Origin of the sequence: Paraburkholderia sp. BL9I2N2, assembly GCF_004339745.1 — a bacterium.
GTDB lineage: Bacteria > Pseudomonadota > Gammaproteobacteria > Burkholderiales > Burkholderiaceae > Paraburkholderia.
In genome coordinates this window covers 3,547,387-3,573,461 of sequence record NZ_SMGP01000001.1, presented here as the reverse complement: position 1 = coordinate 3,573,461, position 26,075 = coordinate 3,547,387, and the positions used below count along the sequence as shown (strand labels likewise).

Genomic DNA, 26,075 nt, shown 5'->3' with positions numbered 1-26,075 from the left:
ATGAACAAACAAGCACGCATCTTCGTCGCGGGCCACCGTGGCATGGTCGGCTCCGCGCTGGTCAGGCGTCTCGCCGCCGAGGGGTATCAGAGCGTGATCACCCGCTCGCGCAAGGAGCTCGACCTCACGGATCAGGCGGCCGTGAATCGCTTCTTCGAAAGCGAAAAGATCGACGTGGTGCTGCTCGCGGCCGCGCGCGTGGGCGGGATTCTCGCGAACGCGACGCAGCCGGGCGAGTTCATCTATGAAAACCTGGTGATCGAAACCAACGTGATCCATGCCGCGTACCGCGCCAAAGTCGAGCGGCTGGTGTTCTTCGGTTCGTCGTGCATCTATCCGAAGCAATGTCCGCAGCCGATCCGCGAAGAGTACCTGCTGACCTCGCCGCTGGAGCCGACCAACGACGCCTATGCGATCGCGAAGATCGCCGGCCTCAAACTGTGCGAAGCGTACAACCGCGAGTACAACACGCAGTACGTCGCGTTGATGCCGACCAATCTGTACGGCCCGAACGACAACTACGATCTGAAGAGCAGTCACGTGTTGCCAGCGCTGGTGCGCAAGGCGCACGAGGCGAAGCTGAATGGCGACGCCGCTTTGACGGTGTGGGGATCGGGCACGCCGCGCCGCGAGTTCCTGCACGTCGACGATCTTGCCGCGGCCACGCTATTCGTTCTCGAACACAACGTGACGGAGGGCCTCTTCAACGCCGGAGTGGGCGAGGACCTGTCGATTCGTGAGCTCGCCGAATGCATCTGCAAGGTCGTCGGTTTTGAAGGCGAGCTCGTATTCGACGCCTCGAAACCCGACGGCACACCGCGCAAGCTGCTCGACGTCTCGCGCCTCGCGCAAATGGGCTGGCAGGCCACGATCGGTCTGGAGGACGGAATCGCATCCACGTATCGGGACTTCGTCGAATCACACGCTGGTTCGACACCGGCTGCCGCCATCGAGGCCTAAGCGCGCGGCTTTGGAGTAAAGGACCGCTTGGGACGCTGTGCATGCGCAGGACGCGCAAGGCACGCGGGTCGATTTTTCGAGGAGTGGCATAAAAATGACAGCGTCAGTCACGATCTTCCACAACGTCGTGTGGTCGCGCCACAAGGGTGTCGTGTTTTCCGCCTTGCATAACATTTCGGCTTCCGGAGCGATTCGCTATTCGATGGTGCAGATCGCGGATACGGAGCACGACCGCGTCGGCTTTTCCGACGTCGACTACTCGTTTCATCGCTATCCGATGCAAAAGCTGTTCGACGGCTGCTACGAAGACGTGCCCACCATGAAACTGATCGCACGGCTCACGTGGGAAGTCTTGCGCACCAAATCGGATTTGATCGTGCTGCCGGGCTATCACCGCCCGGAATACTGGGCGATGCTCGCGGCGTGCATCGTGACCGGCAAACGGCGTGCGGTTTTCTGCGACTCGACCGCGCGTGACCGGCCCAAAAAGCTGCTGACGTCGATTCCGAAGCGCGTGTTTTTCTCGCTGTGCGATGGTTACTTCGGCTTCGGCGAGCGCAGCCGCGAGTATCTGCTGTCGCTTGGCGCGAAGCGCGACAAGATTTTCGTGCCATGTCAGGCCGCGGCGATGCCGGGTTCGTTTTCGCCGGAACGTGCGCTGGTCGAGCGGGTCGCCGCTCGTGCGGGTAATCCGCCGGTGTTTCTGTTCGTGGGGCGTTTGTCCGAAGAGAAAGGTATCGGCACGCTGATCGAGGCGCTCGCCGGATTGCGGCGGCGTATTCCGGCGGCCAAGCTGCGCATTGTCGGCACCGGCCCGATGTGCGAAGCGTTGCATGTCAAGGTGGCTGAGCTCGAACTCGGCGACGCGGTGACGTTCGTCGGCAGTCTGCAGGACGAGCCGCTTACTCGGGAATACTACGGCGCCACCTGCATGGTGCTGCCAAGTTACAGCGAACCTTGGGGACTGGTGGTCAACGAGGCGCTCGCGCATGGTTGCCCGGCGGTGGTCAGCGAAAGTTGCGGCTGCGTGCCGGAACTGGTGATCGACGGGGTGAGCGGCTATGCGTTTACAGCGGGCGATGTCGCCGGCCTGCAACGCACCATGCTCAAGGCAATGGAGGCCTTCGCCGACGCGGGCGGCACCGCGCGCCGGTGCATGGATGTGATTCGCCGTTTCGATCCGCCTTCCGCGGCTGCCAACATCGCCCGCGGCTGTGCACTGATGTTGAGCGACTGAGTCGCTCCGCCCAGCCACGTCGCGCGCATCACGCCCTAACTTGTTCTGGCAGCCACGATGAAGATATTGATTTACGGCATCAACTATGCGCCTGAGCTGACGGGAGTGGGCAAGTACACGGCGGAAATGGCCGTGCTGCTGGCGAGCCGCGGACATGAGGTGCGCGTGGTGTGCGCGCCGCCGTACTACCCCGAGTGGCGTATTGGGGAGGGCTACGTTTCGTGGCGGTATCAGCACGAGACGCGCGACGGCGTGGCGATCTGGCGCGCGCCGCTATGGGTGCCGGCGCGTCCGAGCGGCCTGAAGCGGATGCTGCATCTCGCGACCTTTGCGGCGACCTCGCTGCCGCTGCTCGTGCGGCACGTGCTGTGGCGCCCCCACGCGGTCATGCTGATCGCACCGACCTTGATGTGCGCGCCGGGTTCGCTGATGCTCGCACGCATCACGCGCGCGCGCGCGTGGCTGCATATTCAGGACTACGAGGTCGATGCGGCATTCGATCTGGGATTGCTGAAAAGCTCGTTCGCAGCCCGCACCGCACGCTGGGTGGAAAGCGCATTGCTGCGGCGCTTCGATGCGGTGTCGTCGATCACGCGGCAGATGAGCGCGCGCGCGACGACCAAGGGCGTCGACGCGTCACGGGTTGTCTGCCTGCCCAATTGGGTGGACGTGTCGACCATCTTTCCGCTTGCGCGGCCGAGCGAATTCCGGCGTTTGCTCGGGATTCCTGCCGAGCAGAAAGTGATTCTTTATTCCGGCAACATGGGCGCGAAGCAGGGCATCGAAACGCTTGCGGATGCAGCGGTCGCGCTGGCCGCACGCACGGACCTCACCTTCGTGTTCTGCGGCAGCGGCGCCGCGAAAGAGAGTCTGGTCGAGCGCTGCTCAGGATTGACGAATTGCGTGTTCCTGCCGCTGCAACCGGTGGACCGCCTGAACGAACTGCTCAACCTCGCCGACATTCACGTGCTGCCGCAACGCGGCGACGCGGCGGATCTCGTCATGCCGTCCAAGCTTACGGGCATGTTTGCGAGCGGACGCGCGACCGTGGCGATGGCGCGTCGCGGCACGGCGCTCTACGAAGCCGTGGCGCCGCGCGGCGTGGTCGTGCCGCCGGACAACGTGAAAGCGCTGGCGGCGGCGATCACGGTGCTGGCGAGCGACGCGGAACGGCGCACGGCACTCGGCAAGGCGGCGCGCAATTATGCGGAGCGCGCGCTCTCGCCGGAGTCGACGATTCGCGCCTTCGAGGAACGGCTCGCGATGCTGTTGCTTGAGGTGGACGGTAAGCGCGGCAAAGGCGAAGCGCCGTCTTTCGGCGCGCGGCCTTCAGGTGTTGCAGCGAGGCGCCGGCGAAAACCGGCTACTGCGGAGGAAGCCGCGCCGGATTGATCCGGCGCACGGCCCCTGTCATGAAGGCGATCTCACCACGGAGAACGGTAGACACCCTGCTTGGTGGCGTAGGGGTCGGTATAGGTGGCTCTTGCGGCGCCTTCGGGCGTCAGACCGTCGGCCGCATTCGGCCGTCCCGGCTGGCCGGCTACACGGACTTGGCCGTTGGCCGCAGCCGGCGCTTTGCGCTGGCCTTTGCCCTTGCCCACCGCCGGTTGCGCAGCCTGATCACCGCCCAGCACCGTCATGCGTTGCGAGTCGAGCAGCGCGGCGCGTTGGGCGTCGTTGGTATTGCCTTGCGCGCCGTCGGTGCCGTATGGGTTCGGGGCACCGAGCAGGCCTTGCTCGCTGCTGCGGTGCGCGGCGCGCCGGTCGGCGGGAAGCTGTGCGTTCAGACCGTAGCCGTTGGCCGCCGTCGCGGCGGGAGGGCGGGCGGCCGTGGCGGGATTGGGTGCGGCGTTCTGTGCGAACGCCGGCGTCGCGCACGATGCGATCGCGAGAAACGTCCAGGTAGCGGTGTGTCGAAGCGAGGTCATCATCTCATTCCCCAGGGAAATGCTGTCGGGATAAAGCTATCGTGCGCCAACCGGTACGCGTGTAGCCGCCAAAACGCTTGCCCTCACAGCCACCGCGCGAAGTCGAGCCAGGCGCGGCAACATAATGTGAGAGGTTTGCCTGGCATGCCTGCGTATGTTTACCACTGTTCGTGGTTCGGAGAAAGCTGATGGGTAACGTAGCCGACGATCCACACGTCGGGCGCATGCCGCAAGCCGAGGGCGCGCGCGAAGACGGCCGCGTCATCGATCTGTCGCAGGCCGGAAAAGGAAACTATCAGGCCAAGCGCGGCGCGCTGATCGAGCTCATCTGGTTCGTGCTGGAAGCCTGTGTGATCAACAACAAACTGCTGCCGTTCTCAGGTGTGCGCGTTGCGTTGCTGCGGCTGTTCGGCGCAAAGATCGGTACAGGTTGCCGATTCGTGCATCCGGTGCGCGTGAAGGCGCCGTGGAATCTCGAGGTGGGCGACAACTGCTGGTTCGGCGTCGATGTGTGGATTTACAACCAGACGCTGATTCGCATCGGCTCGAACGTGTGCATTTCACAGGGCACGTTCCTCACTGCGGGCTCTCACGACATGAGTACGACGATGGATCTGCATGTCGCGCCGATCATCATCGAGGACGGCGTCTGGATCACTTCGAAGTGCGTCGTGCAAATGGGCGTGACCATCGGCCGCTCGGCGGTCGTGACACCTTTGTCGGTCGTGCATCGTTCGCTGGAAGCGGAGGGCGTGTACGGCGGAAATCCTTGCCGCTTTATCAGGAACCGGTTCGATTCCGTGACCTGAACCACAGACATAGAACCACAGCGTTTTGTACGCTGGGAGGCCGAGGTCGTTTTGCCGGAATGTCGACTGCCACAATGGGATTGCCGCGCTGCATGGTGAGCGGCGTTCGTGGCAGCACCAATGCGAGTTCCGGCCGCGACGTTTGCGTGGCCTGGTTGCCAGCTCCGCTTGGCGAACCGTGACGCGCTCAGGAAATGCGTGAAGCAGATGGGGAGTAGCGGATGTTCATCGATACGCGTACTGTTGAACAAAACACGGTCATTGAAACGACCGTCTGCATCATCGGCGGAGGCGTGGCGGGAATTACGCTCGCGCTCGAAATGTCGAGGGCGGGTATCGACGCCTGCATGCTGGAAAGCGGTGGTTTTGGTCCTGACGACGCAACCCGCGACCTCTATCGCGGCGAGAACATCGGGCTGCCCTACACGTTCGCGGACGGCTCGCGCAGCCGCTATTTCGGCGGCAGCAGCAACTGCTGGGGCGGCTGGTGCCGCCCGCTCGATCCCTGGGACTTCGAAAAGCGCGACTGGATTGCGCACAGCGGCTGGCCGTTCGGCCTCGACGAACTGGAGCCTTACTATGCGCGCACGCATGAACTGCTGAAGCTCGGTCCGCAGAATTTCGACCCTGCTTACTGGGAGCAGGAGATCGGGCGTCAGGACGTGCGCCGTCTGCCGCTCGCCACCGGCGACATGCGCGATACCGTCGCGCAGTTCAGTCCGCCGGTGCGTTTCGGCAAGGTGTATCGCGAGGAACTGTCGCGCTCGACACGGGTGCGCGTGTTCCTTCATGCGAACGTGCTCAATATCGACGCCGATGCGCAAGGCACGACGATTTCCAGAGTGAAGGTGGCCACCATCAGCGGCCGCGCGATGTCGGTGAGCGCGCGGATTTTCGTGCTGGCCACGGGCGGCATCGAAAACGCGCGCCTGCTGCTTGCGTCGAACAACGTGCAGGCTGCCGGGCTCGGCAATGCCAACGATCTGGTCGGCCGCTACTTCATGGACCATCCACGCATGATGTCGGGCAAGGTGCGCTTTCGTCCGGGCATCGCGCGCAACAAGCTGTACGACATCAAGTATCACTACCAGAATGTGGCGGTCTCCGCGCACGGCACGAAGATCTCGTCCCAGTTCGCGCCGAAGCAGGAGTGGATGGAACGCGAGAAGCTGCTCAATTCACGCGTGTGGCTCTACTCGAAATGGTACGGCGAAGGCAGTGCGGGTTCCGAGGCGTTGATCCGTTTCAAGGAAGCGCTGATGGGCAAGGACCAGCCCGGCCGCAGCGTGAAGCGCGACATCGAGACCATGATCGCGCACCCGCTGCACACTGTCGGTTTCGGTTTGACGCGGCTGTTGCAATGGCCCGCGCTGATCACCGACGTGACGCTGCAGGCCATCGTCGAAGCGGAGCCCAATCCGGATAGCCGCGTCACGTTGTCGGCCGACAAGCGCGACCACTTCGGCATGCCGCGCGTGCGGGTGGAGTGGCGACTGGGCGACCAGGTGCAGCGCACTTTCGATAAAACGTTCCAGTTGCTCGCGCAGGAATTGCAGATGGCGAACGTCGCGGACGTCACGCTCGATGCGCCGCTCGAAGGCCGGACGTGGCCGGTGAAGCTGGAAGGCACATGGCACCACATGGGCACGACGCGCATGCATGATTCACCGCGCGAGGGCGTGGTCGATCGCGATTGCAAGGTGCACGGGATCAGCAATCTGTACATTGGCGGCAGTTCGGTGTTTCCGACTGTCGGCGCCAACTTCCCGACCATCACGATTGCCGCGCTGTCGCTGCGTCTCGCCGGTCATCTGATGCGGCAGCTTGATGTGCCGGACGCCGTAGGCAGTACGCGAACCGAAGCCGCGAACAGCGCGACCATGTCGCTCCAGACGCCGCCTCAAGTCGAGACGTTGCCGATCGCAGCCTCGACTTTGACGCCGGTGATGAAAGAGCAGTGAGCGTTTGATGAAGACGAACGAAGATGGCGCGCACGAGGCGCGCCATCTTCGTTTTGAGTGTGAGGCCTTCAGGCCGTGGAATGCCGCCGGCGATCAGCGGCTTTGCTGGGTTGCTTCGCGCAGCGTGGTGAGGGTGTTGTCGTTTTCACGCACGTCGTCGTGGCCGCCCTTGGTCTCGAGCAGCGCAGTCAGCGCGCTGACCATGGTCTCGACACGGAAGCGCGCATTGAATGTGCAGGCCGCCTGCGCGCGCATCGCCTCGCGAGCCGAGTCGTCGAGTTCGAGCCAGCGCACGAGATTCTTTTCCGTACCGTCGACGGTATCCGCGGCCACCAGCCCCGCGCCGTCCGCTTCGATTTCGCGCCACACGTTGACCTTGTCGGAGATCAGCGCCGGCAGTCCGCAGCCGAGGGCCTCTGCTACCGCCACGCCGAAATTCTCCTGATGCGACGGCAGAACGAATACGTCGCTCGCATGAAAAGCGCCCCACTTGAGTTCGCCTTGCAGCATGCCCGGCAGGCTCACGCGATGCGCGATGCCGGCCGCCTGCGCCTGGGTGCGCAGCGTCGAGGCCCAGCCGGTTTCGTCTGGACCGGCGATCACGAGATGCAGCGCCGGATCGCGGCTGGCAACGCGTGCGAAGGCCTCGATCAGCAGATCGCAACCTTTCTTCGCATGCACGCGGCCGAGGAACAGCACGATGCGTTTGCCGCGCAGGCTCGGTATGGATTTGAGGAAGGTTTCGCGCAGCGGCGCGGCTTCGAGTTGCGGCACCGTCGTGCCGAACGGCACGATCCGTTCATGCGCGCGGTACAACCAGAACGACTGGCGCGCCCGCGTGCGTTCTTCCTCGGTCGTGAAGATGACGGCGCGCGCGTCGCGCAACACGCGATATTCGGCCCACGGCCAGTACAGCCACTTCTTCAGATGCTTGAGCGGATAGGCCTCTTTGAACCACGGGTCCAGCATGCCGTGCACATACACGTAATACGGCACCTCGCTCTTGTGCAGCGCTTTCCATGCCGCGAAGCCGTGGTATTGCCACAAGCCGTGGACGATCACCGCGTCGAAGCGCTTCGCGTTGGCGGCGAGCCACGGCGCGAGGCGTTCGCTGAAGCTGTAGCGGCCTTTGGTCGGGCCGAAGACGTGGAGCGGAAAGGGAAAGGCCGCAAGGTAGGCGTCGTTGGGGGCATCGCAGGTCGCCACTTCGATCTCGTGTCCGGCCTCCCGCATCGCCATGCCGCTGCGGCGGACGCCTTCAACGGGACCGCCGGCGCGTGGGTCGACGCTTGCAAGCAGGTGGAGGATTTTCATCGGGCGATATTCGGTCGGTTGGAGCGATGCCTGGGCGGCGTATGCGGGACGAGCGCGCCGAACTGGCCGGCGTCGGACGAGGTGGCGGCCGTGCGCGACACGCCGAGCGTGGACGTGAGGTCCGCGCGGCCCATGCCCGGCTGGATCCGGCCGGGCAACTCCGGCATTGCTTCCGGGCGCACGTAAGGCGGCCTGCGCAAGCGCCGCGCGCGCGCCGGCAACGCGCGCTGCAAACGCGCGTGGGTGGCGATCATCAAGCCGAGCGCGACGCCGAATATGAGGCCCGAAAAACGCGGCCCAAGCGGATTGCCGCCGATCGACGTGGCCGGCAGCGCGGCAAACAGCATGATGGCGCGCCCGAGCACCGGCAGCATGGGTGCGTCGGGCACGACGGAGCGCCAGTAGCGATACGAGAAGAAACAGATCGCCAGTGCGGCGAGCGTGGCCAACGGCATGCCGATGCCGAACAGCAGGCCGCCCGCGAAGAACTGATAGACCCAGAAGTTGTGGCCCGCGGCCCATTCGTTGATCGCGTAAAAGTCCTTCTCGCTGATCTGGCCGGCGAGGTCCGGCAGATAGACCGGCGAGTAGCGATAGTAGTGGCCGTAACCTTCGCCGAACAACAAGGTCTCCGGCTGCGCGGTGACCTGATCGTACTGGTCGCGCATTTCCGCGAGACGCGTGATCGTGGTCGGATCCTTGCCGGAGCGGGTTTCCTCGGAGAAGAAAATGCGCTGCGTCCAGTGCTCGGCGACGGTCGGGAAAGTCAGGGCCGCGACGCCGGCCATGCCGGCGAGCACGGCGCCGATGATCATGGTGCGGCTCATTGCGCGCCAGATATGCCGGATCGACGGCGCGCTCAGTCCCATGGCGATCAGGAACAGCAGCACCGTGCCGACCATCACGCTGCGGGTCACGCTCAGCAATTCGATCACGACGCTCAGCGCGAAGATCGACACGGTAAAGAGCGAAAAACGCTTTGCCACGATGAATTCGTGGAGCAATACGCCTTGCAAACCCAGCAGCGTCACGGAGAGGATACGGAAGCGCACGTCGTCGAGGCCGCCGCCCGTCGCCATGCCGTAGACCATGGTGAACACGAGGCTGATGACGTTGGCGACGAACAGGGCTTTTTCGAACTGGGCGATGCGGAATTCGCTCCACGGGCGGCACGCCACGAGGTAACCCAGCATGAAGAGAGTGAACGGCAGCAGCGTTCGTAAATAGTTGCCGGTGTCGTTATCCTGAACCAGTTGGGCGACGATGCTGCCGAACACGCACAGGATCAAGCTCCAAGTGACGACCGAGCGCAGCCGCGAGCGCTCGTGAAAACGCGGCGCGATGAGAAGAAGGGCAATCCCTGCGGCGATCGCCGGCAGGACGAAGATGAACTGCGCGAAGTGACCCGTATTCGCGTCGGTCGCCTTATAGTCGAACGCAAGCGGCAGCAGAAAAAACCATATCCAGGGCGTTGCATACTGGTGGCGCATTACCGAGTTCCTCCCCGTCACCGTCGTTTCGCCGTCGGTCTACAGTGGACGGTCTCGCATCGGGTTATTTTGAAGGAATCTGCACGCCTGTTAGTGGGCTGGACCGCATTCGTCGACCATTGCCTGGGTTCTGGCGGTCGCGGAAAGCGTAAGCTCTGCAAGACGCGCGCACACTTGCGTATGTTGTCGGTCAATGCCTTGAAGTTGGCGCGCACGCACGCTTGCCGACACCGAAGATGCAAAAAGGGACATGGAGCCCGCGAGAGACGATCGCAATCTTGCATGACCGCATTTGCATGGGACCGGAGCACAACATGAAGTTATTCGGCGGGGCGGGACCCACAAAAGCCGGACGGGCGATCGAACTCGACTTCGTCCGCGGCATCGCGATCATCATGGTGATGGGCTTTCACTTTCATGCTGTACATACCGGCAATTACCTCATCCAGATTATTGAGTACCCACTGAAGAGTTTCGGCCGTGAAGGCGTGAACCTGTTTTTCACGTTGAGCGGTTTTCTGGTGGGCGGTCTGCTGCTTCGACAGTACGCCGAAACAGGACAGGTCGATGCACGGCGCTTTATCATCCGCCGGGTTTTCCGCATCTGGCCCGCGTATTACGTGCTGATCGTCTTCCATGTGCTGGCCGGCCGCCACCCGTGGAATACCTTCCTGTTCCAGAACCTGACCCACCTGCAAAACTATCTGGGCACGTCGATTACGCAGACGTGGAGTCTGGCGGTCGAAGAACACTTTTATCTGGTACTGCCGGCGCTTCTGCTGGTGTTTGCGCGTTGGCGTCTCGGCGCGTGGACGATCGTCAGCGTGCTTACCGGCATCTGCGCGGTGGTGCTCACGGCGCGTTGCTTCGCAGTGGCGGGCGGTAATCTCGATGGGGCGTTTGCTTACACGCAATACCGTATCGACAGCTTGCTGGTGGGCGTGATTCTTTCCGCGATCTACTGGATGAAACCCGGCGTCTACCATCAGCTCGCCAAGCGCAAGTGGCTGCTGATCTTCAGCGTCGTCCTGCTCTGCGCATGGCTCGCTTTCGCCACCAAGAACCTCGCACTGGATGAAAGCATCGGCTACACGATTCAAGCGCTTGGCTTTGCTGCGCTGATCGTGCTGGTGCTCGAATACTCCGGATCGCTGCGTAAGTCGTGGATCTATCGCGGCGTGGCGTGGATCGGCCTCTATTCGTACGGTATTTACTTGTGGCATTCGCTCGCGCTCGCGCCGGGCGACATGCTGATTCGTAAAGCGACCGCGCTGGGTTTTGCGCCGAGCCTCATTTGGGTCGTCGCGCTTACGGCGCAGTTTGCGATCGCGATTGCGATCGGCTATGTGACCACGCGTGCTATCGAGTATCCGTTCCTGTTGATGCGCAATGCACTGTTCCCAGAAAAGCGCAGCAGTTCGGTGCGCGAGGAAGTGCCCGCCGCTGCTGCGGGCGGGCAGTTATCCTGAGCGTGCATGCTGCCCCCAGGCGTGGCGTTCCTGCGCACTGGCGTGTACTGACGCTACCGTCGGTCTGGCATAAGGTAACGGGGAATCGGACCCACTCGCCACTGGAATTTCTGCGCGGTAATCGTGACCGGTGTGTCGACGCCTTGCCAGTCGCGCAGAATATATTTTCCAGGCGGCAGGCTGACTGATGCAACGCGCTGCTTGCCGTCGACAGTCCAGCCGACGATAACTGGATCATCGGTTCCGTATTGATACGCCTTGAGGTTCTCCTCGTCGACGAGCGCTCTTGCCCAGTTACGCTTGCCGAGCGTGCTGCTCAATACGGACGCCGCGACGAATGCGGGTTTGGGTGTCAGGTCGTGATGCAGCAAGCCAAAATTATGTTCGATGTTGTTGAGGTCGGTGCCGTCGTCGACAAAGTCATACCAGAACATGACGCGAACTGTGCCATAGCGTCGCGATAGCAAATAGCTGCGCACCAGATTGGCCGCCTGCGTGGCCTCATCCTGCCCCGGCTCTTTAGGATTCACAGGCCAGCCGAACTCCGTTACCCAAACTTGCAGAGGTCGGCCGTCTGCTTTGACACGGTCGGCAGTGAAGTTTTTCAGGTAGGGCCACACCGTCGGAATGCTCACGGAGTCGATTGGAGCGCCTTCGGTTTTGTAACCCCTTTCTGGCGTATTCGGCGACATATAGGGGTGTACGCTAAATCCGGTCTGATCGTTCAGTCCTCCTTCCTTGAGTAAACCGACAACACAGTCGCCGCCGGGGCCGCCGCCCGAGCCGCCACCGCCGCAGGAAATGACCGATGCATCGGCGTTGACATCCTTAACGGCGCCGAACGTTTCCCATAGTAGGGAAAGGTAAGCGGCGTAGCTTATCTTGTTGAAGTCCGGCTCATTCCACACCTCCCAATGTTTAACTGTTCCGCCGTAGGGAGCAGTCACAGCATCGTCACCGTAGCGGGAGACCACCGCGTCGACGTAATCCGCGAAGCGCGCGCGAGCGTCGGCTGACAGCGGGAAATTCGACTTTGGGAAGAGTGTCGGATAGGCGCCCTCATTACCCTCGCCGAGAACGACTAACGGCGAAATGCCGAGCTGCTTACACAAGGCAAGATAGTCGTCGTAGCTCTTGGGAAATTTGAACACACCGGGTTTTTTCTCGATTGCCGCCCAATAGAGGTCATCCCGAATCCACGAGAATCCAGCCTGCTTGACGAGCGGCAACAGCACCGACGCTGGTGGTGTGACGTGTTGAGCGAAGTGCGTGCCGACCCCGAAGTCGGAAGGCCCTACCTCGTCGCGTTTCGTGACGACAGCCAGCGTGCTCGTTGTCTTGCCGAGCGTTTCCCCATGCGCCGATTCCACGGTTGCGTCGAGGCGGAATAGACCCGCACGCGGGATTTCTACGTCGATGTCGATCGCCTTACCACCCTGCATGCTGCTGATGGTTTTCTCGTACGAGGCGAGTGGAGTGGGCGCCGGCTTGCCGTCGCTGTCATAGGAATAAACGCCGACCGTTATTTTCGCCGCGCGCAGATGGTCCGGCGGCACGACTTTGAACTGGAGTGTCTTCTTTCCGTTTGTCAGCATGACTTGCGAGCCCGCCGGGTTGGCCAGTTGCAGCTTCACCTGCGCGTACGAGCCGCTTGAGAAAGCCAGCAACAGGAGAGCAGACAGCGTAGCGCGCCCGAATATGCGTGATCTGAATAGGCTGCGGCGGCGATGAATCGTCGGCATCGGATCAATCCTCGTTGAATCGCTTATGAAAATGGCTCAGTCGGTTCGATGAGCAAGAGGCAGGTGGTCTGCAGGCACCTGAAGGCAACGCGGAACTCCGCGTTCTTTAGCGGCAAGCAGAACCAAATTACGGTGCGCCGGACCACTCGTCAGTACGAAATCGAACTTTCAGAGCATTCGCCGCCGCGCTTGCGCTCGAGTATGTAGCGTCACGCCGGCGCACAGGCACTCCGCGCGACAGACAGGCGCACTCGCATTTTGTTGATTGCCCACGGCTACGGGCATCCAAAGGGGTGCTCGACGTTTCGTATGGAGAATAAATTAAATGAGTTATGAAAACTTAAACTCGTTCAAGCCAGTGACGTAATCGACTTCGAAGAAGTGCGCGCGTAAAGAGTTTCTATGGTGAACATGCGGTCGGCCCTCTAACGATCTAAGGGTCGGCCTTTTTTTGTGCCGTTAGTCTTTACCCTTATTCATCAGACAAAATAGAAGAAGGAATTACTATTTGTATGAATAAATCCGCGCGATACTTAATCTTTTATCGGGGACGGGTTGTCCGGAGACAAGCGAGAACTCGCTTGGAGCCGGGCTGAAGCACAAAAATTAAGTGCTGAAAACCCCTAATTAATAGGTAAATAATTGTTTTACTGCTGCGCGGACACAACAGTTCGTATGTGCGGCGGCGCACATATGTTCTCTTTTTAGATACGCGTAATGCGGATATTTGCTTCTTCGCATAAGTCTGGAGATAGTTCGCCTTATTGCTGCGCTTTTACATCCAGTTACAACATACGAAAAAGGCGGGCACATATACTGCGATCCCCAACCGAACTGCGTAAGTTGTACTCATGACCTTACCTACCCGACCGAAAAATCAGCAACATCTTCCACTTTCCGTCCCTTCTTTGGTTGCTGCTGAATCAGTACCTCGAAGGAAGTTCCTCGCCGGTCTCGTCGCAGGTGCCGGGTCGATTGCACTGTCCGCATGCGGCGGCGGTGGCAGCGGCGACTCACCCGCGGCGGTAGCCAACGACGCAAGTGTGGCCAACAGGGCCGGCTCAAGCGGTTTCACCGTGACGACCCCTGCGGCCAACGCGACTATCTCCGGTACCATCACAGTGACCGGCACGGCCGGCACCAACTGGCGCAACGTGGCCGTTTACGACCACGCGACCGTCGCCAAGATCGGCGCCGACACGACGCCGAGCAGCGGCAAATTTTCCATCCAGGTTGATACGACTAAATTGACCGTGGGCTCGCATCAGATCGATGTGGTCGCATTTTCCGTTGCGGCGGGACAGGCGGGCGGCACCAAGACCACGCAGACCATCACGGTCAACGTCACCCGGGCGACTTCCCCTTCGACTTCGGGCTCGCTGTTCTACGGCATGAATGGCCACCTTGCGTGGCCCGACGGTATCTACCACACCATGTCGGCAGCTGCCCAACTGGCGTTGCTCAAGGATCTCGGCGTTACGACCTATCGCGTCGACGTAGCAGACGCAGGCATGGCTCAGACGGTCGCCAACGCATTGACCGGTGCGTTTGCCGGCAGCGGCGTGTCCATCATGCCCTGTATTAATGTCTGGTCGACGGCGTATAACCAGAACGGTTCCGAATCGGCCGCATACACGTTGGGCTACAACTTGGGATCGTCCATCGCCAAGCCGCTGAAGGGCCTCGTCAAGTACATCGAGTGCGGTAACGAGCTCGACTCGAACGGCCTGATTACGAACGGTGACGGTAGCAACACGAACAACTATAGTCCCGCGATCTGGCCGGCATTCCGCGGCGTGATTCGCGGCATGATCGACGGCGTGAAGGCGATCGACCCGACGATCCAATGCGGCGTCAACGTCGGTGTCCCGCTTGCTTATCGCGCCTTGCAGATGCTGTGGAGCGGCATCACGCCCAATGGCTCGGCTAACGGCGTTTCAGGCGCAGCGCAGGTTCGCTGGGACTACACGACTTACCACTGGTACCAGAGTTCAGGCGATATCATTTGTGGCTGGCGAAACAACGCTTGCCTGAATGTACTGCAAGTTCTGAAAGACTCCTTTAACCTGCCGATCTGGTTGACGGAATGGGGCTGGCAAGGTAGCCAGGTGACCCCGGCGCAACAGGCTAGCTATGTAACCGAGGCGCTGACGGAGTATCGATCGCTCAAGGATCAATACAACATTCAATCCGTCCAGATGTACTGCCTGATCGATCCGGACTTCGGCCTCATACAGGCAAACGGCGTCACGAAGAATCCGTCTTATGCGGCCTTCAAGAATTTCGTTGCCGCCAATCCGGTCTAACCCGATCCGTCGCGCCGGCGTCCCGGCGCAGCAAGCCTTCTACCTCCGCAGCCCGCGCTTTCTATAAGCCGCGGGCTGTTTCTTTTGGTCCGTCCCTCTGTGTGGCGCGATCTTTAAGTCGTGTGCGTTACAGCACAGACGATGTCGCTGCGGCGCCGCAATCTGTCAGGCGAGACCGGACCGCTCCACCCCTGCCACCAACGACCCCTTGATCCTCACGCGAGCGTGACGGATCCCCTGATCCAATCTGATGCGCCTGTCGAAATGCGAGGCGCGTTCGGGAAGAGGGATTTCCCGGCCAGTGGTTCACTCTGGTTCTAACAAACAAGGAGTTCGTCGTATGAATTCGAGTGTTTCCCGTACTGCGCCGGTTGGGCTACGGAACAACGCCGATGCGTTTTCCGCCGGCGAACTAGCACGCCTGATTGTGGACAATGTGTGGTTGATCGTCGGCATTGTCGCGGTGGTCACGGGACTGGCCGCGCTATATGCATTCGCGGCAACTCCCGTCTATTCCGCGGATGCGTTGGTCAAAGTTGATTTCCCTCAGCCCAATGCGCTCGGTCAAGCGTCGAAGACGCCGGAGCAGGTCGTTCCGCCCACGTTGCCGACCGAAGCGGAGATTCAGATCATCCAAAGCCGGAGCGTGATTGCGCCGGTGATCACGAAATTCAAGCAGGACACCTCAATCACGCCGAACCGCGTCCCCGTTATCGGAGCGATCACCAGCCAATTTGCCACGCCGGGTGAGCCAATGCCGGCGCCCATCGGTTTGGGCTCCTTTGCATGGGGCGGAGAGGAAGCGTCGGTCGGTTCGCTGACCGTTCCGGCCTGGCTCGAAGACGAATCACTGACGTTGACCGCTCTCGCTGGCGGTCACTACCGTCTCGCCGATCCGAAAGGCCGGACCCTGCTCACGGGCGCACCCGGCGTACCCTCCCAGGCCAACGGCGTGGCGCTGACGATGGATCGGCTCGTCGCGCGCCCCGGAACCGAATTCACGCTCGTGCGCTTTAGCGACGTCAAGGCAATCGAACGTTTCCAGCATCAGTTGAAAGTCAGCGAGTCGGGTAAGGACACCGGCGTCGTGCAGATCATCTATGAAAACACCGATCCGGAACTGGCTCGCGCAATTGCCAACGGCATCGCCCAGGGCTATATCGCCTCTCATATAGCGCAGCACCGCACCGAGGCCCTCACGACCCGTGAGTTTATCGTTGGAGAACTGCCGAAGCTTCACGCCAACCTGACGCAAGCGGAGGCCGAACTGAGCCAGTACAGAACCGCATCGAGCTCGATGCAGGCGGGTACAGAAGCCGCGTCCTACCTCCAGGGCAGCATTGAGTTCGACCGCCAGATCGCGATGCTCAAGGTACAAAAAGCGGCACTGGAAAGTCACTTTGCAGCAAACTCGCGTGACGTGCAGACCGTCAATAGCCAACTCGCACTTCTGCAGAATGCCAAGAGCGCGTTCGAAGCGCGCTTCGACCAGTTGCCCGCCTCCGAGCGCCGGTCAGCCGACCTCACGCGCAACGTCAAGGTCGCCGAGGATATCTATGTTGCTATGGTTAACAAATCCAACGAACTGGCGGTGACGCAGGCTGGGACGCTTGGGAACGTACACATCATCGACACCGCGCTGTTGCCCGTGGACCCTGTGAAACCCAAGCGCCCGCTGGTGATCGGCGTGGGCGCCGCCGGCGGTCTGATCGCGGCGTTCCTGTACGTCTTTGTGCGGCGCCTATGGTCGTCGGCGCTCGAGAACTCGCTGGCGGCCGAGCGCCATCTGAACCTGCCTGTCTTTGGTCACGTGTTGTTCAGTGACGAGCAGGCCCGGTTGGACCGTGCGCAGAGTCTGAACTTGCAGCCGGCGAAGAAAGGCCTTTCGGGGAGAGCACAGCAAACAGGGGCCGAAAGGATAACCGGATCGCCGCCCAGATTGGCCTATAGCGGCTCTGCTCCGCAAGATCCCGTGTTGGCCGGCGGCCGCTTCCTGCTCGCCACCGACGGGTACGATGACATGCCGCTTGAAGCTTTGCGGGGCATACGCGCGTCGTTGCAACGGCAGATTCAGGACGCGCCGAATAACGTGCTTGTCGTGACAGGCGCGACGCCCGGCACGGGAAAGAGTTTTATCTCTTCGAATCTGGCCGTCCTCAGCGCGGAGGCCGGAAAACGGGTATTGCTGATCGACGGCGACATGCGCCGCGGGCAATTGGCCGCCATCATGAAGCAGACCGGTGCGGGTGGCCTCGCCGAAGTTCTGGCTGGCCAGGTCGACGTCAATCACGTGATTCGAAACACAGGTGTTCATGGACTTTCGTTTATCGCTGCAGGGCGGTACCCGTCCAATCCGTCCCGGCTGCTCTCGACTCCCCGCATGCAACAACTACTCGACCGTCTTGGCGAATTGTATGACGTGATCATCGTTGATACACCGCCGGTGCTCGCGGTGAGCGATGCAAACCTGATCGCCTCCCTCGGCGGATCGACGGTGCTCGTAGTACGTCCGAGCGCCCAGAGCGAACGGGAACTCGAGGACACCGCGCAAAGTCTTGATCGCGCCGGCGCGCGTCTGATCGGCATGATATTCAACGCGATGCCGCGACGGCGCAGCGAGAAACGCAGCTACGGCTATGCAGCGGCCTATGCCGCGGCGAGTGCTCCGCCACCGCAACAGCACGGCGCATCGTGATCGCCGCCGGCCGGTCGGCCGCCGGTTGTCGCGCGTTCCTGCATTGAGAAAACAATGTACTCCAGACTAGTATCCGTGCTGTTCTACATGTTTTTTACCTGCGTGATTCTCAATCCGCAGGTGAACGGGATCACCCTTTATTTCTATCTCGTGATCCCGTTCCTCGATCTGGATTTTTCCCGCTTCCTCGCCGGTACGGCGCGTCGCTGGGCCGGCCCATTGCTGATCGCGGTTATGGCAAGCGCGTTGACTTCTCCCTCCGCGGCGGTGCGGGTCCTGTCGATCGGCATCTGCATCGGCTATCTGATGTACACGACAGAGCGCCGCATCAGCTACCTTCATCCGTGGATGGTCATCAATATCCTGTTCGCAACCGTGCAATTCGCGATGTACTACGTCGATCGTGATTTCTCGCTCCTGCTCGGGCCAACGAATCTGTCGAAACTGATTTGGGGCGACTACGCGACAATGACCAACACGAACTTCTACGAGGTGTTCTACTTCACCCGGGTCTCGGGATTTTCGCGCGAAGCGGGGTTTTTCTCGTCGTTGCTGGTGGCGTCTCTTATCCTGCATCTCTTCAGCGATTCACCCAATAAAAAACTCATTGCTCTCTATCTTTTCGGCCTTTTCATCAGCTTCTCGAAGTCGTCGATGGTGCTTTTCCTTTTCGCTGCGCTGTATCCCTTCCGTTACAGATTGCGCTCCCTCCATCCAGTGGTGGTCATGGTTGGCTACTATGCGGTGGTTTCAGCGATCTCGGTGTACCTTGCGTCCAACAATTTCTTCGGCTCGGACACCTTTGCCCACCGGTTGGCCGGCTATGCGTTCGTGTTCGATGCGCGGCTGGAGGATCTCGTCAAGGGCATCAGCGCACCCGACATGATGGCGCACTACAAGTACCTTCCCTATATCCGTTTGATCCAGGACGACATGGCGCTCGGTGCGCTGTTTGGTGGTCTTCCCGGCACGATAGCGGAAATGGGGCTCTTCAGCGCATTGGTCGTTTTCGCCGTCATTGCATTTACCGCGAGCGACGGCTTCGTCATGATGATATTTCTGTTTATCAGCGCCACCGTCAGCGTCACTACCGTCACCTCTTTTATTCCGCTCGCCTATCTGATTTGCTACTGGCCTCGATTCGCGGCATACAGCGCGTACCGTTTGGAGCCTTCGCGTCAATTTCAGCCACTTCCGCGGTACTTCAAGACATGAGTTCGCCGTTTCAGTGACGAAACCGACGCCACATGTGACGAGGCGTCCATCGCAATGATGGACGCCTCGTGTTTTATTGAAGAACCTGCCGTGTAATCAAGCCATCTGCTGCAGCAAGGTCTGCTTGAATTGCCCGAGCGTATGCCGTGACAGCAGGTCTTCACGCGCGGACGGCGTGGCTTGAGGCGCATGCGGCCATGAGGTCATGGTCTCGGTGATCGCGCGGCCGATCGACGCGGAACTCAGGTCGCTCAGAATCGGCCCCAGTTCGCAACGCCGGCTGAACCAGCCGATCAAACCGTCTTCCGTCGCGATTACGGGCTTGCCGAAACGGTACGCCTGCACCAGCACGCCGCTCATGCCGTAGTGCCCCTTATAGCCGAGCCAGACGGCGTCGCACGCGGAGAACAGATCGCGTTCCATATCGTTGGAAATGAAGGCGTCGAGCACCAGCGGCGCGGGCTTGAGGCTGCGCACATGATTGCGCATGAAATGACGCGTGCCCGCATCCTGCTCGCCGGCGACGATCAGCGTGGGCGCATGCTCGAGACGCGTCAGCGCATGCACCAGTTCGTAGATGCCCTTGCGTTCCGTGATCGAGCCGTACACCAGGAGATAGCGCTGCTCGGGATCGAGTCCCAGACGCTCGCGGGCCAGTACGGGGTTTTCCGCGTGTTCATCGGGAAAAGGGTCGGCCACGTAGGCAATGGCCGCGCTGTGCTTCGATGCACTGCGCGCTGACCATTCCGGCAAGGTGGGATCGATCGTCAGCAGTGTGCGCAGGCCGGTGGTCCGGATCGCGCGCTTGAAGAGCAGCGCCTTGATCGCATTCACGACCGGACGATCCGGCGCCTTGATGCCGACCTTGTGATGATGGAACGTCGAGCGCATCGTGATGCCGATCCAAGGCGTCTTGCCGAACGGCGAGCCGAGAAACGGCAGAGAATAGAAGAAATAATCGACATAGGGCACGACCACGAGGCGGATCGACTGCATCCGGCTGATGATCGTGTGCACGCGCTTGAAATAGCGGTGGAAGCGCCAGTATTCGTTGGGATCGCGCATGAGGCCGCGCGGTTGCTCCTCGGGATCGACAAACGCGATCTGCTGGTCCGGGCGGTTGGCGGCGGTGATCTGTCTCGGGAGCCGGTGGTCTTCGTTTGCGCACTCGGTCACGAGCATGCACGGATAGCCGGCTTCAGCGCAGGCCTGCATGGTCCACTCGACATATCGCCAGCGGTGACCGGTGAGATTCGGTTCCACAATCAGGACGTAGTCTTGTTCCATCGCTTCGGTAGCCATTTGCGTTGCGAAAAAAAGTACCCGTGCGCCCGTTCCCGCATGGCGCTAGCTGAGCAACGTTAGCACCGCCGGAATCCGTGTAACCACTAATTTGTCCGGCTTTGTGGTTCAGCGTACTAGGGGGTGTCGGCTTAGGCCGAACCGGCCTAGCTGATGGCGGTTGTAGGCGATTCTCTCGCGGTATGGTCGTGCATAGAGTTCGATGAAAAAACCTCGCCAGCTTGCTGGTGCAACCTAACAAATTATGCGCTGGCGGCGTCCGCAGAGCGATGCTTGAAATCGCTCTGCGCGGCCGATTCAACGGCGCTCCGATTCGACGGAGAAATAGCTTGCGGGCGATCAGGCTTCCGGCGTTCTCGGTGGCGGGCAGCTTCGGCGCGAGTGCGGCGACGTGGGTCCTGCTACAGCAGTTCGCCGTGCGTGGACTTGTAGCGATCAAATTTCTTGCGATTGGCCGGATGCTAGGGCCGGCGGCGATCGGCAGCGTGAGCGTGGCTCTGCTCGCGGTGGCGATTGCCGAGGCGCTGTCCGATACCGGCCTCGCGCAAGCGGTCATTCAAGGCGAACATCCGCCGTCGCGCTCGCAGCTCGGCGCGGTGTGGACGACATTGACGGCGCGAGGTGTGCTCATTTCGCTGCTGCTGGTCGCGCTCGCCCCATTGCTGAGCAGCCAGTTCCATCTGGACGGCTCGCTGATCCTGATCCAACTCGCGGCGCTGCTGCCGTTGCTGCGCGGTCTGGCGTCGCCCGCTTATTACGTGGTGCAGCGCGAGCGGCGCTTCCAGCATATCGCCGGTGTGGAGGTGGCGGCGTCATTCGTCGACTGCACGGTGGGGCTCGCGCTCGCGTATTTCGGCGCCGGCGCGTCTTCGGTGCTGATCGGCCTCGTGGCCGGCGAGAGCCTGAAAAGCGCGCTCACCTGGGCGACCATGAAACCGCGTCCGCCGATCCGCGCGGTGTGGTCGGGCATCGGCCACTACGTCGGGTTCAGCCGCTGGATCTGGGCCAGCAGCGTGATCAATCTACTGCTCAATCAGTTCGACAAGGTCGTGGTCGGCAAACTGCTCGGGCCGGCACAACTGGGCAGCTATCAGATGTCGTCGCGGCTCGCGCAGATGCTGCTCGCCGACGCCGCGATCGCCATGTCGCAATACCTCTTTCCGACCTTCGCGGCGCATCATCGCCGCAGTCCGGAGTCGGCGTCGCGCATCATCAAGATTTATCTGCTGGTGATCGCGATCGGGCTCGCGGCGTTCGTCTCGCTGCTGCGGCTGATCGCCGAGCCGCTCTTCTCGCTGATTCTCGGCGCGGCATGGCTGCCGGCAGTGCCGCTCTTCAGGATCCTGGTGATCAATATGGCAATCGGCGCTTTGATCGCAGTGCTCGTGGCCTATCTGCGCGCGGTGGGCGACGCGAAGGCGACCGTGCATGCGTCGGCGATCCAGGTCGTGGTGCTGGTGTTGAGCGCGCCTCCCGCCGTGCATTATTGGGGCGTGACGGGCATTGCCTGGTCCATGACGCTCGGCCTTGGCTGCGCCGCCGGGTGGATGCTGTTCAGGACGTTGACGGCAAGGACACCATGATGCGTGTCTTTCACCTGGTCCTTGCGCCGCGTCTGTCGGGAGCTGAAGTCCTGGCCAAGGACCTCGCGCTCGATCAGTGTGCCGAGGGCATGGCGGTGTGCGTGGCTTCGCTGTTGCCGGCGCATGCCGATTTCGCGCCCTTGCAGAACGACCTCGAAAGCCACGGCGTGCAGTGCTTCTTTCCAGAGCGGCGGCATCGTGCGTTCATCAAGTTGTGCCATCTGTTCGGCGCCGTGCGGCGTTTTCATCCGGATGTGATCTTTGCGCACGCGACCATTCCGTCGTTTTACGCGCGCGCATTGCCGCTGCGCGTGCCGGTGGTCTACGTCATGCATTCGGCGACCAACGACTTCGAGCGCCCGCTGTTCAGACGCGTCGAACATGTCCTGTCGGGACGCGCCCGGATGGTGATCGGCGTGTCGGAGCAGGGGGTGACGGACTATGTGCAGGCCATCGGGCCGCATCCGTCGATGACCGTCGTGCCGAACGGCGTGGACATCGCGCGCTTCGCGTTCACCGACGGCGTGGAGCGCGACGGCCGCACGCCGCAGGTGGTGCAGATCGGCCGGTACGCGGCGGTCAAAAATCAACTGCTGACGGTGCGGGCTTTCAACGAAGTCCTCAAGCACGAGAAAGACGCACGGCTCGTGTTGTACGGCGTGATTGAAGACCCCGACTATCACCGCGCGGTCGTCGCGCTGGCGAAGACGCTGGGCATCGCGGAGCGCGTCGCGGTGGCAGGTCCGCGCACCGATGTCGCTACCGTGCTGTCGGAGTCGAACGTGTTCGTCATGCCGTCGCAATCCGAGGCGCACAGTGTGGCTTTTCTCGAAGCGCTGGCTTCCGGCGTGCCGATCGTGGCGAGCAAGATTCCGGCCTTCGCTTTCGCGAGCGGATTTCCCGGCGTCCAATTGGTCGATACCGGCAATGTGCAGTGCTATGCCGAGGCGGTGATCGTTGCGCTAGGGCAGGCGCGGGCGGAACGCTCGCTGGCCGGCTTGACGCTCAGGGATACCGCTGACCGCTATCGCGCGATCGCGCGTCAGGTGAGTCTGGCCGTGCCGGCCCGCTAGGGCGCAGCGCGCACCTGTTCCTGTTCCATTCCTGCATGACTGATCGAAGCGGCCTCTTGTGTCAATGATGGATGGCCACGTCGCGTGTGTCGGGCGGCGGCTCGGGTGCGGGTTCCGCGGGCGGCGGCATCTGCAGTTCGGTTTCGCGCTGTGCAAGCGTCACGAGACGCTGTGCTTCCTTGCTGCTCGAATCGATCTGCAGTGCCGTGCCGGCGTTGTGCGAGACGCACGTCCATCGAGCGATATATCCGCAGCCTCGCGCAAGGCTCAGTAGCGCGTCGCGCTGCTGTTCGCGTTGGCTCACTGTCGAGCGCAAGTTCAACGCGTCGCGATTATCCGGCTGCGCGGCGATGGCTGCTGCGAGGCGCACTCGGGTCGCCGAAAGATTGTTCTGCTGCAGATTGGCACGGGCAGCTCTGAGATGCCGCGACACATCCGCGCGCGGTTGATCCGGCGGGTTGCCTGACTGGCCGCCCGGATTTCGCTTCGTCTCGGGTCCAACGGATGCGACTCGGCGCGAAAGCGGTGGCGTCGCGGCCGGTGGCGGAACCGGCGGCGAACGCACGGGCGCGGACCGCGCGGCGGCGACGGTGGCCGCGGGCTTTGGTGCGACGACAGGGGGCGCGGCCGCGGGCTTCTGGGTGGCGATGGTGGCGGGTTTCTGGATGGCGACGGCTGCAGGCTTCTGGGCGACGATGGTCGCGGGTTTCGGCGGGGTGGCAGGCGCGGACCGCTGCGCGACAGCGGCCGTGGGTTTCTGCGGAATGACGACGAGCGGCGGGACGTTTTGCGTGCGCACCTTGCCGGAAACCGCGATAGGCGTGCCGACATCCGAGTCGTTGCTATGGATGAACCCCAGATACACCGCGGACGTCACCACCAGCACCGATGCGCCCAGCACGAGGGGCTGGCGCAGTCGCTGATAGGCGGACACGGCGACCACGGGCTCCTCGATGAACTCGTAGGGATTGACCAGCGCGCGCGAGGACGGGTTCCAGATCTTGCGTGTCGGCAGACGGCTGTCGACGAGCGGCTGTGGATCGTCCAATGGATTCTTCAGCGGGACTTTGAGCGAGGGAGGCGGCGCCGGACGCGCGCCGAACGAATCGACCGGCCGCCGATGGCACGAAGGACAGGGCGTGAAGCGACCGGCTAGCGGGACACCGCAGTGCCCGCATCGGAGGGGATCGTGCTGATCGGAAGTAAAGTCGCTAAGCATCGCCGTGTCGCAAAGGGGCGTCGAATGCCGGCGCCACAATCAGAAAAAAACAAGGCACCGTAACGAGGCTTGCAAGCAGGGTTACTGTGCGACGACGTAACCCCGCGCTTGCATGCACGCGCCATACGCGGCCCAATACTGTGTCATTGGCGGCTCGGGCGCCGGCAGAGGTGGCAGCTTCACACTGGATGCCGCAGCCATCTGCGCCTCGCTCGCAGCCGCGGTTTCCGAGGCGCTGTTACCCGCGCTCGTCGCCGATGCCGCCGTGGCGGCCGTGGTCGTGGTGCCCGCCGAAGTCGCGCTCGCCGCCGTAGGCGCCGAGGCACCCTTCGTCGCCGTCGCCGCCGTAGTCTCTGCGGGCGCACTCGCGCCCGGCGCGGCGGCGGCCGGCATGCTCGCGCCGATCGGCGCGGACGAGAAGGTGCTGGGCGGCAATGGCGGCCGCGACGGCACGCCGGTCGACGACGTCTTGGTGGCAGCCGGCTTGCGCGGTGGAATCTGCGGCTCGCGGACGATGTTGACCTTGGTCTGCTTGTTCGCCGTCGCGTAACACATCGCGGTATCGATGCTGCGCTGATAAGGGCTTTGACTTCGAATTGGATACGTGAGTGGCTGCCATGCGAAAGCAGCACTGCTAAACACCAATAGCGTCAGTCCGGTATATGTTTTGATTTGCATCGCAGTCGCTCCCGCAGCGATGTTTCGCCTCTCGTAGGCATTCGCGCTTCGCGGTATGTTCTATGGCTGCTGTTCTGCCGCTGAACGGCGGCTCACTGCCGCGAAGGCTGCTTTCTTGAGCGTAACACCGTGTATTGTCAACGCAATACACTGGCATAGCGCGCGAAACCGCCATCCTGCAGTCGAATCAAGACAGATCGGCGTGAAATGGCGGAAAACGTAGGGAGTATCCCTGGGCGATGCGGCCGTGCGGGGCTGATTGGACGGATGCGCCGCCGTGGACGGTAAGGAGTCGGACATGAGGAAATGGCAGTACTGCTATCGAATGCTATTGCCGGTGACGTCCGTGTTGTTGCTGTCGGTGGCATGGCCGCTGCCGGGCGTGGCGAACGAGGAAACCGCGAACGCCAATGCGCAAGCCGCGGGTGAGCGGGCTCATTTCGCCCAGGAATTCTGCGGGACCTCGCCCGAACGTATTGGCGCGTACAAGGAGCGCCTGCGCAAGGTGCTGCATGACGCCAGCAACTTCGACCTGCAATGGCAGACCGGCTGGCGCCGCGGCGAGAAGGAAGGCATTCAGATGAACGCCATGCGGTTGCACGATCCGGCGGAATTCAAATCGAGAGTCAAGGCTGACTGCGAGCGGCTCAGGTGGATGGCGCAGAACGCCCTGCGGGTCCGTCCGCAGAAGTGAGGCGGTTATTTGCCCGCGCCGGTCTCTTCGACGCAACTCAGCACGAGTGTGCTGCCCGGCTCTGCTTGAGCGCTGAGCGCGGCGGTATGGAATTCGGTGCCGGTGCAAGACCATTCGGCGCGGAAGTCCGTGCGGCAGCGCACGGATGGAGTGCCTGCGGGTGCCTTGTGCAGCACGTACCGGCAGGTCTGCAGACCGTTGCACTGGCGGGCGAGGTCTGCGGTCGCGTTGCCTCGTGACGCGCCGCAGTTCTTGCCATAGGTTCCCGACACGACTTTGATCTCGCGCGCCTCGGCGCTCGAGCTTGCCACCGCGGCGAGCAGGGCCAGGATCGCCCAGACACTGCGAATGGCGTCGGCGAAAACGGCCGATTTGTATCGACGGCGCATAGGCGACTCTC

General features: G+C 62.0%; 20 protein-coding genes. 12 read left to right on the top strand and 8 right to left on the bottom strand.

Annotated features, from left to right (window positions below):
- The 3 genes from B0G74_RS16485 (at position 1) to B0G74_RS16475 (ending at position 3,589) form a co-directional block, all read left to right on the top strand.
- Entirely contained in the window at positions 1-960 is a 960-nt protein-coding gene (locus B0G74_RS16485; RefSeq protein WP_132375928.1) for a GDP-L-fucose synthase, read from the top strand.
- A gap of 94 nt (positions 961-1,054) precedes the next feature.
- Positions 1,055-2,197 (top strand): glycosyltransferase family 4 protein, encoded by a 1,143-nt coding sequence (locus B0G74_RS16480; protein ID WP_132375927.1) that lies wholly within the window; start codon positions 1,055-1,057, stop codon positions 2,195-2,197.
- A 57-nt stretch (positions 2,198-2,254) separates the two neighbouring features.
- Complete coding sequence (locus B0G74_RS16475) at positions 2,255-3,589, top strand: glycosyltransferase WbuB (protein ID WP_132375926.1); 1,335 nt, start codon at positions 2,255-2,257, stop codon at positions 3,587-3,589.
- A 32-nt stretch (positions 3,590-3,621) separates the two neighbouring features.
- Here the strand turns inward: B0G74_RS16475 and B0G74_RS16470 are convergent, their stop codons facing one another.
- The gene (locus tag B0G74_RS16470; RefSeq protein WP_132375925.1) at positions 3,622-4,128 is read right to left on the bottom strand and encodes a hypothetical protein; all 507 of its coding nucleotides are present in this window, start codon (positions 4,126-4,128) and stop codon (positions 3,622-3,624) included.
- A 185-nt stretch (positions 4,129-4,313) separates the two neighbouring features.
- Here B0G74_RS16470 and B0G74_RS16465 point away from each other — a divergent pair, with 185 nt between their 5' ends.
- Together B0G74_RS16465 and B0G74_RS16460 are read left to right on the top strand one after the other, a co-directional pair.
- A complete protein-coding gene (locus tag B0G74_RS16465) occupies positions 4,314-4,934 on the top strand; it encodes a DapH/DapD/GlmU-related protein (protein ID WP_132375924.1) in 621 nt (206 codons plus the stop codon).
- Positions 4,935-5,155: 221 nt separating this feature from the next.
- Entirely contained in the window at positions 5,156-6,895 is a 1,740-nt protein-coding gene (locus tag B0G74_RS16460; RefSeq protein ID WP_132375923.1) for a GMC family oxidoreductase, read from the top strand.
- Positions 6,896-6,988: 93 nt separating this feature from the next.
- Here B0G74_RS16460 and B0G74_RS16455 read toward each other — a convergent pair whose 3' ends face one another.
- Both B0G74_RS16455 and B0G74_RS16450 read right to left on the bottom strand, forming a co-directional pair.
- The gene (locus B0G74_RS16455) at positions 6,989-8,209 is read right to left on the bottom strand and encodes a glycosyltransferase (protein WP_132375922.1); all 1,221 of its coding nucleotides are present in this window, start codon (positions 8,207-8,209) and stop codon (positions 6,989-6,991) included.
- Entirely contained in the window at positions 8,206-9,699 is a 1,494-nt protein-coding gene (locus tag B0G74_RS16450; RefSeq protein WP_132375921.1) for a hypothetical protein, read from the bottom strand. The genes B0G74_RS16455 and B0G74_RS16450 overlap by 4 nt, the downstream gene beginning before the upstream one ends.
- Before the next feature lie 314 nt (positions 9,700-10,013).
- Here B0G74_RS16450 and B0G74_RS16445 point away from each other — a divergent pair, with 314 nt between their 5' ends.
- Positions 10,014-11,168 carry an acyltransferase gene (locus B0G74_RS16445; RefSeq protein ID WP_132375920.1) on the top strand — a complete coding sequence of 385 codons (1,155 nt, stop codon included), beginning with the start codon at positions 10,014-10,016 and terminating at the stop codon, positions 11,166-11,168.
- Between the two features lie 53 nt (positions 11,169-11,221).
- On the opposite strand, the gene B0G74_RS16440 is transcribed toward B0G74_RS16445, so the two are convergent.
- Positions 11,222-12,910: a beta-glucosidase gene (locus B0G74_RS16440; protein ID WP_132375919.1), complete on the bottom strand. Its 1,689-nt coding sequence runs from the start codon at positions 12,908-12,910 to the stop codon at positions 11,222-11,224.
- 1,076 nt (positions 12,911-13,986) lie between these two features.
- On the opposite strand from B0G74_RS16440, the gene B0G74_RS16435 reads away from it, so the two are divergent.
- The 3 genes from B0G74_RS16435 (at position 13,987) to B0G74_RS16425 (ending at position 19,126) form a co-directional block, all read left to right on the top strand.
- Positions 13,987-15,216 carry a glycosyl hydrolase gene (locus B0G74_RS16435; RefSeq protein ID WP_243658209.1) on the top strand — a complete coding sequence of 410 codons (1,230 nt, stop codon included), beginning with the start codon at positions 13,987-13,989 and terminating at the stop codon, positions 15,214-15,216.
- Between the two features lie 340 nt (positions 15,217-15,556).
- A complete protein-coding gene (locus B0G74_RS16430; RefSeq protein WP_132375917.1) occupies positions 15,557-17,911 on the top strand; it encodes a polysaccharide biosynthesis tyrosine autokinase in 2,355 nt (784 codons plus the stop codon).
- Positions 17,912-17,998: 87 nt separating this feature from the next.
- Complete coding sequence (locus B0G74_RS16425; protein WP_243658208.1) at positions 17,999-19,126, top strand: hypothetical protein; 1,128 nt, start codon at positions 17,999-18,001, stop codon at positions 19,124-19,126.
- A 96-nt stretch (positions 19,127-19,222) separates the two neighbouring features.
- Here B0G74_RS16425 and B0G74_RS16420 read toward each other — a convergent pair whose 3' ends face one another.
- Entirely contained in the window at positions 19,223-20,428 is a 1,206-nt protein-coding gene (locus tag B0G74_RS16420; protein WP_132375915.1) for a glycosyltransferase, read from the bottom strand.
- A gap of 329 nt (positions 20,429-20,757) precedes the next feature.
- Between B0G74_RS16420 and B0G74_RS16415 the strand changes: the two genes are divergently transcribed.
- Together B0G74_RS16415 and B0G74_RS16410 are read left to right on the top strand one after the other, a co-directional pair.
- The gene (locus tag B0G74_RS16415; protein WP_132375914.1) at positions 20,758-22,011 is read left to right on the top strand and encodes an oligosaccharide flippase family protein; all 1,254 of its coding nucleotides are present in this window, start codon (positions 20,758-20,760) and stop codon (positions 22,009-22,011) included.
- Positions 22,011-23,084, top strand: a complete 1,074-nt coding sequence (locus B0G74_RS16410; protein ID WP_132375913.1) for a glycosyltransferase — start codon at positions 22,011-22,013, stop codon at positions 23,082-23,084. The genes B0G74_RS16415 and B0G74_RS16410 overlap by 1 nt, the downstream gene beginning before the upstream one ends.
- A 61-nt stretch (positions 23,085-23,145) precedes the next feature.
- Here the strand turns inward: B0G74_RS16410 and B0G74_RS16405 are convergent, their stop codons facing one another.
- Positions 23,146-24,132 carry a hypothetical protein gene (locus B0G74_RS16405; RefSeq protein ID WP_243658207.1) on the bottom strand — a complete coding sequence of 329 codons (987 nt, stop codon included), beginning with the start codon at positions 24,130-24,132 and terminating at the stop codon, positions 23,146-23,148.
- Positions 24,133-24,384: 252 nt separating this feature from the next.
- Positions 24,385-24,981 carry a hypothetical protein gene (locus B0G74_RS46660; RefSeq protein ID WP_132375911.1) on the bottom strand — a complete coding sequence of 199 codons (597 nt, stop codon included), beginning with the start codon at positions 24,979-24,981 and terminating at the stop codon, positions 24,385-24,387.
- Positions 24,982-25,279: 298 nt separating this feature from the next.
- Between B0G74_RS46660 and B0G74_RS16395 the strand changes: the two genes are divergently transcribed.
- Positions 25,280-25,675 carry a hypothetical protein gene (locus tag B0G74_RS16395; RefSeq protein ID WP_132375910.1) on the top strand — a complete coding sequence of 132 codons (396 nt, stop codon included), beginning with the start codon at positions 25,280-25,282 and terminating at the stop codon, positions 25,673-25,675.
- 5 nt (positions 25,676-25,680) lie between these two features.
- Here the strand turns inward: B0G74_RS16395 and B0G74_RS16390 are convergent, their stop codons facing one another.
- Positions 25,681-26,064, bottom strand: coding sequence for a hypothetical protein (locus tag B0G74_RS16390; protein WP_243658206.1), 384 nt, complete (start codon positions 26,062-26,064; stop codon positions 25,681-25,683).
- Positions 26,065-26,075: the final 11 nt, after the last annotated feature.

Bases quoted from the DNA above. Each gene is read 5' to 3' on its own strand.
- B0G74_RS16460 (WP_132375923.1), top strand. From the start codon at position 5,156: ATGTTCATCGATACGCGTACTGTTGAACAAAACACGGTCATTGAAACG.
- B0G74_RS46660 (WP_132375911.1), bottom strand. From the start codon at position 24,981: ATGCAAATCAAAACATATACCGGACTGACGCTATTGGTGTTTAGCAGT.
- B0G74_RS16430 (WP_132375917.1), top strand. From the start codon at position 15,557: ATGAATTCGAGTGTTTCCCGTACTGCGCCGGTTGGGCTACGGAACAAC.
- B0G74_RS16395 (WP_132375910.1), top strand. From the start codon at position 25,280: ATGAGGAAATGGCAGTACTGCTATCGAATGCTATTGCCGGTGACGTCC.
- B0G74_RS16485 (WP_132375928.1), top strand. From the start codon at position 1: ATGAACAAACAAGCACGCATCTTCGTCGCGGGCCACCGTGGCATGGTC.
- B0G74_RS16465 (WP_132375924.1), top strand. From the start codon at position 4,314: ATGGGTAACGTAGCCGACGATCCACACGTCGGGCGCATGCCGCAAGCC.
- B0G74_RS16425 (WP_243658208.1), top strand. From the start codon at position 17,999: ATGTTTTTTACCTGCGTGATTCTCAATCCGCAGGTGAACGGGATCACC.
- B0G74_RS16440 (WP_132375919.1), bottom strand. From the start codon at position 12,910: ATGCCGACGATTCATCGCCGCCGCAGCCTATTCAGATCACGCATATTC.
- B0G74_RS16420 (WP_132375915.1), bottom strand. From the start codon at position 20,428: ATGGCTACCGAAGCGATGGAACAAGACTACGTCCTGATTGTGGAACCG.
- B0G74_RS16470 (WP_132375925.1), bottom strand. From the start codon at position 4,128: ATGATGACCTCGCTTCGACACACCGCTACCTGGACGTTTCTCGCGATC.
- B0G74_RS16450 (WP_132375921.1), bottom strand. From the start codon at position 9,699: ATGCGCCACCAGTATGCAACGCCCTGGATATGGTTTTTTCTGCTGCCG.
- B0G74_RS16445 (WP_132375920.1), top strand. From the start codon at position 10,014: ATGAAGTTATTCGGCGGGGCGGGACCCACAAAAGCCGGACGGGCGATC.
- B0G74_RS16455 (WP_132375922.1), bottom strand. From the start codon at position 8,209: ATGAAAATCCTCCACCTGCTTGCAAGCGTCGACCCACGCGCCGGCGGT.
- B0G74_RS16410 (WP_132375913.1), top strand. From the start codon at position 22,011: ATGCGTGTCTTTCACCTGGTCCTTGCGCCGCGTCTGTCGGGAGCTGAA.
- B0G74_RS16475 (WP_132375926.1), top strand. From the start codon at position 2,255: ATGAAGATATTGATTTACGGCATCAACTATGCGCCTGAGCTGACGGGA.
- B0G74_RS16480 (WP_132375927.1), top strand. From the start codon at position 1,055: ATGACAGCGTCAGTCACGATCTTCCACAACGTCGTGTGGTCGCGCCAC.
- B0G74_RS16390 (WP_243658206.1), bottom strand. From the start codon at position 26,064: ATGCGCCGTCGATACAAATCGGCCGTTTTCGCCGACGCCATTCGCAGT.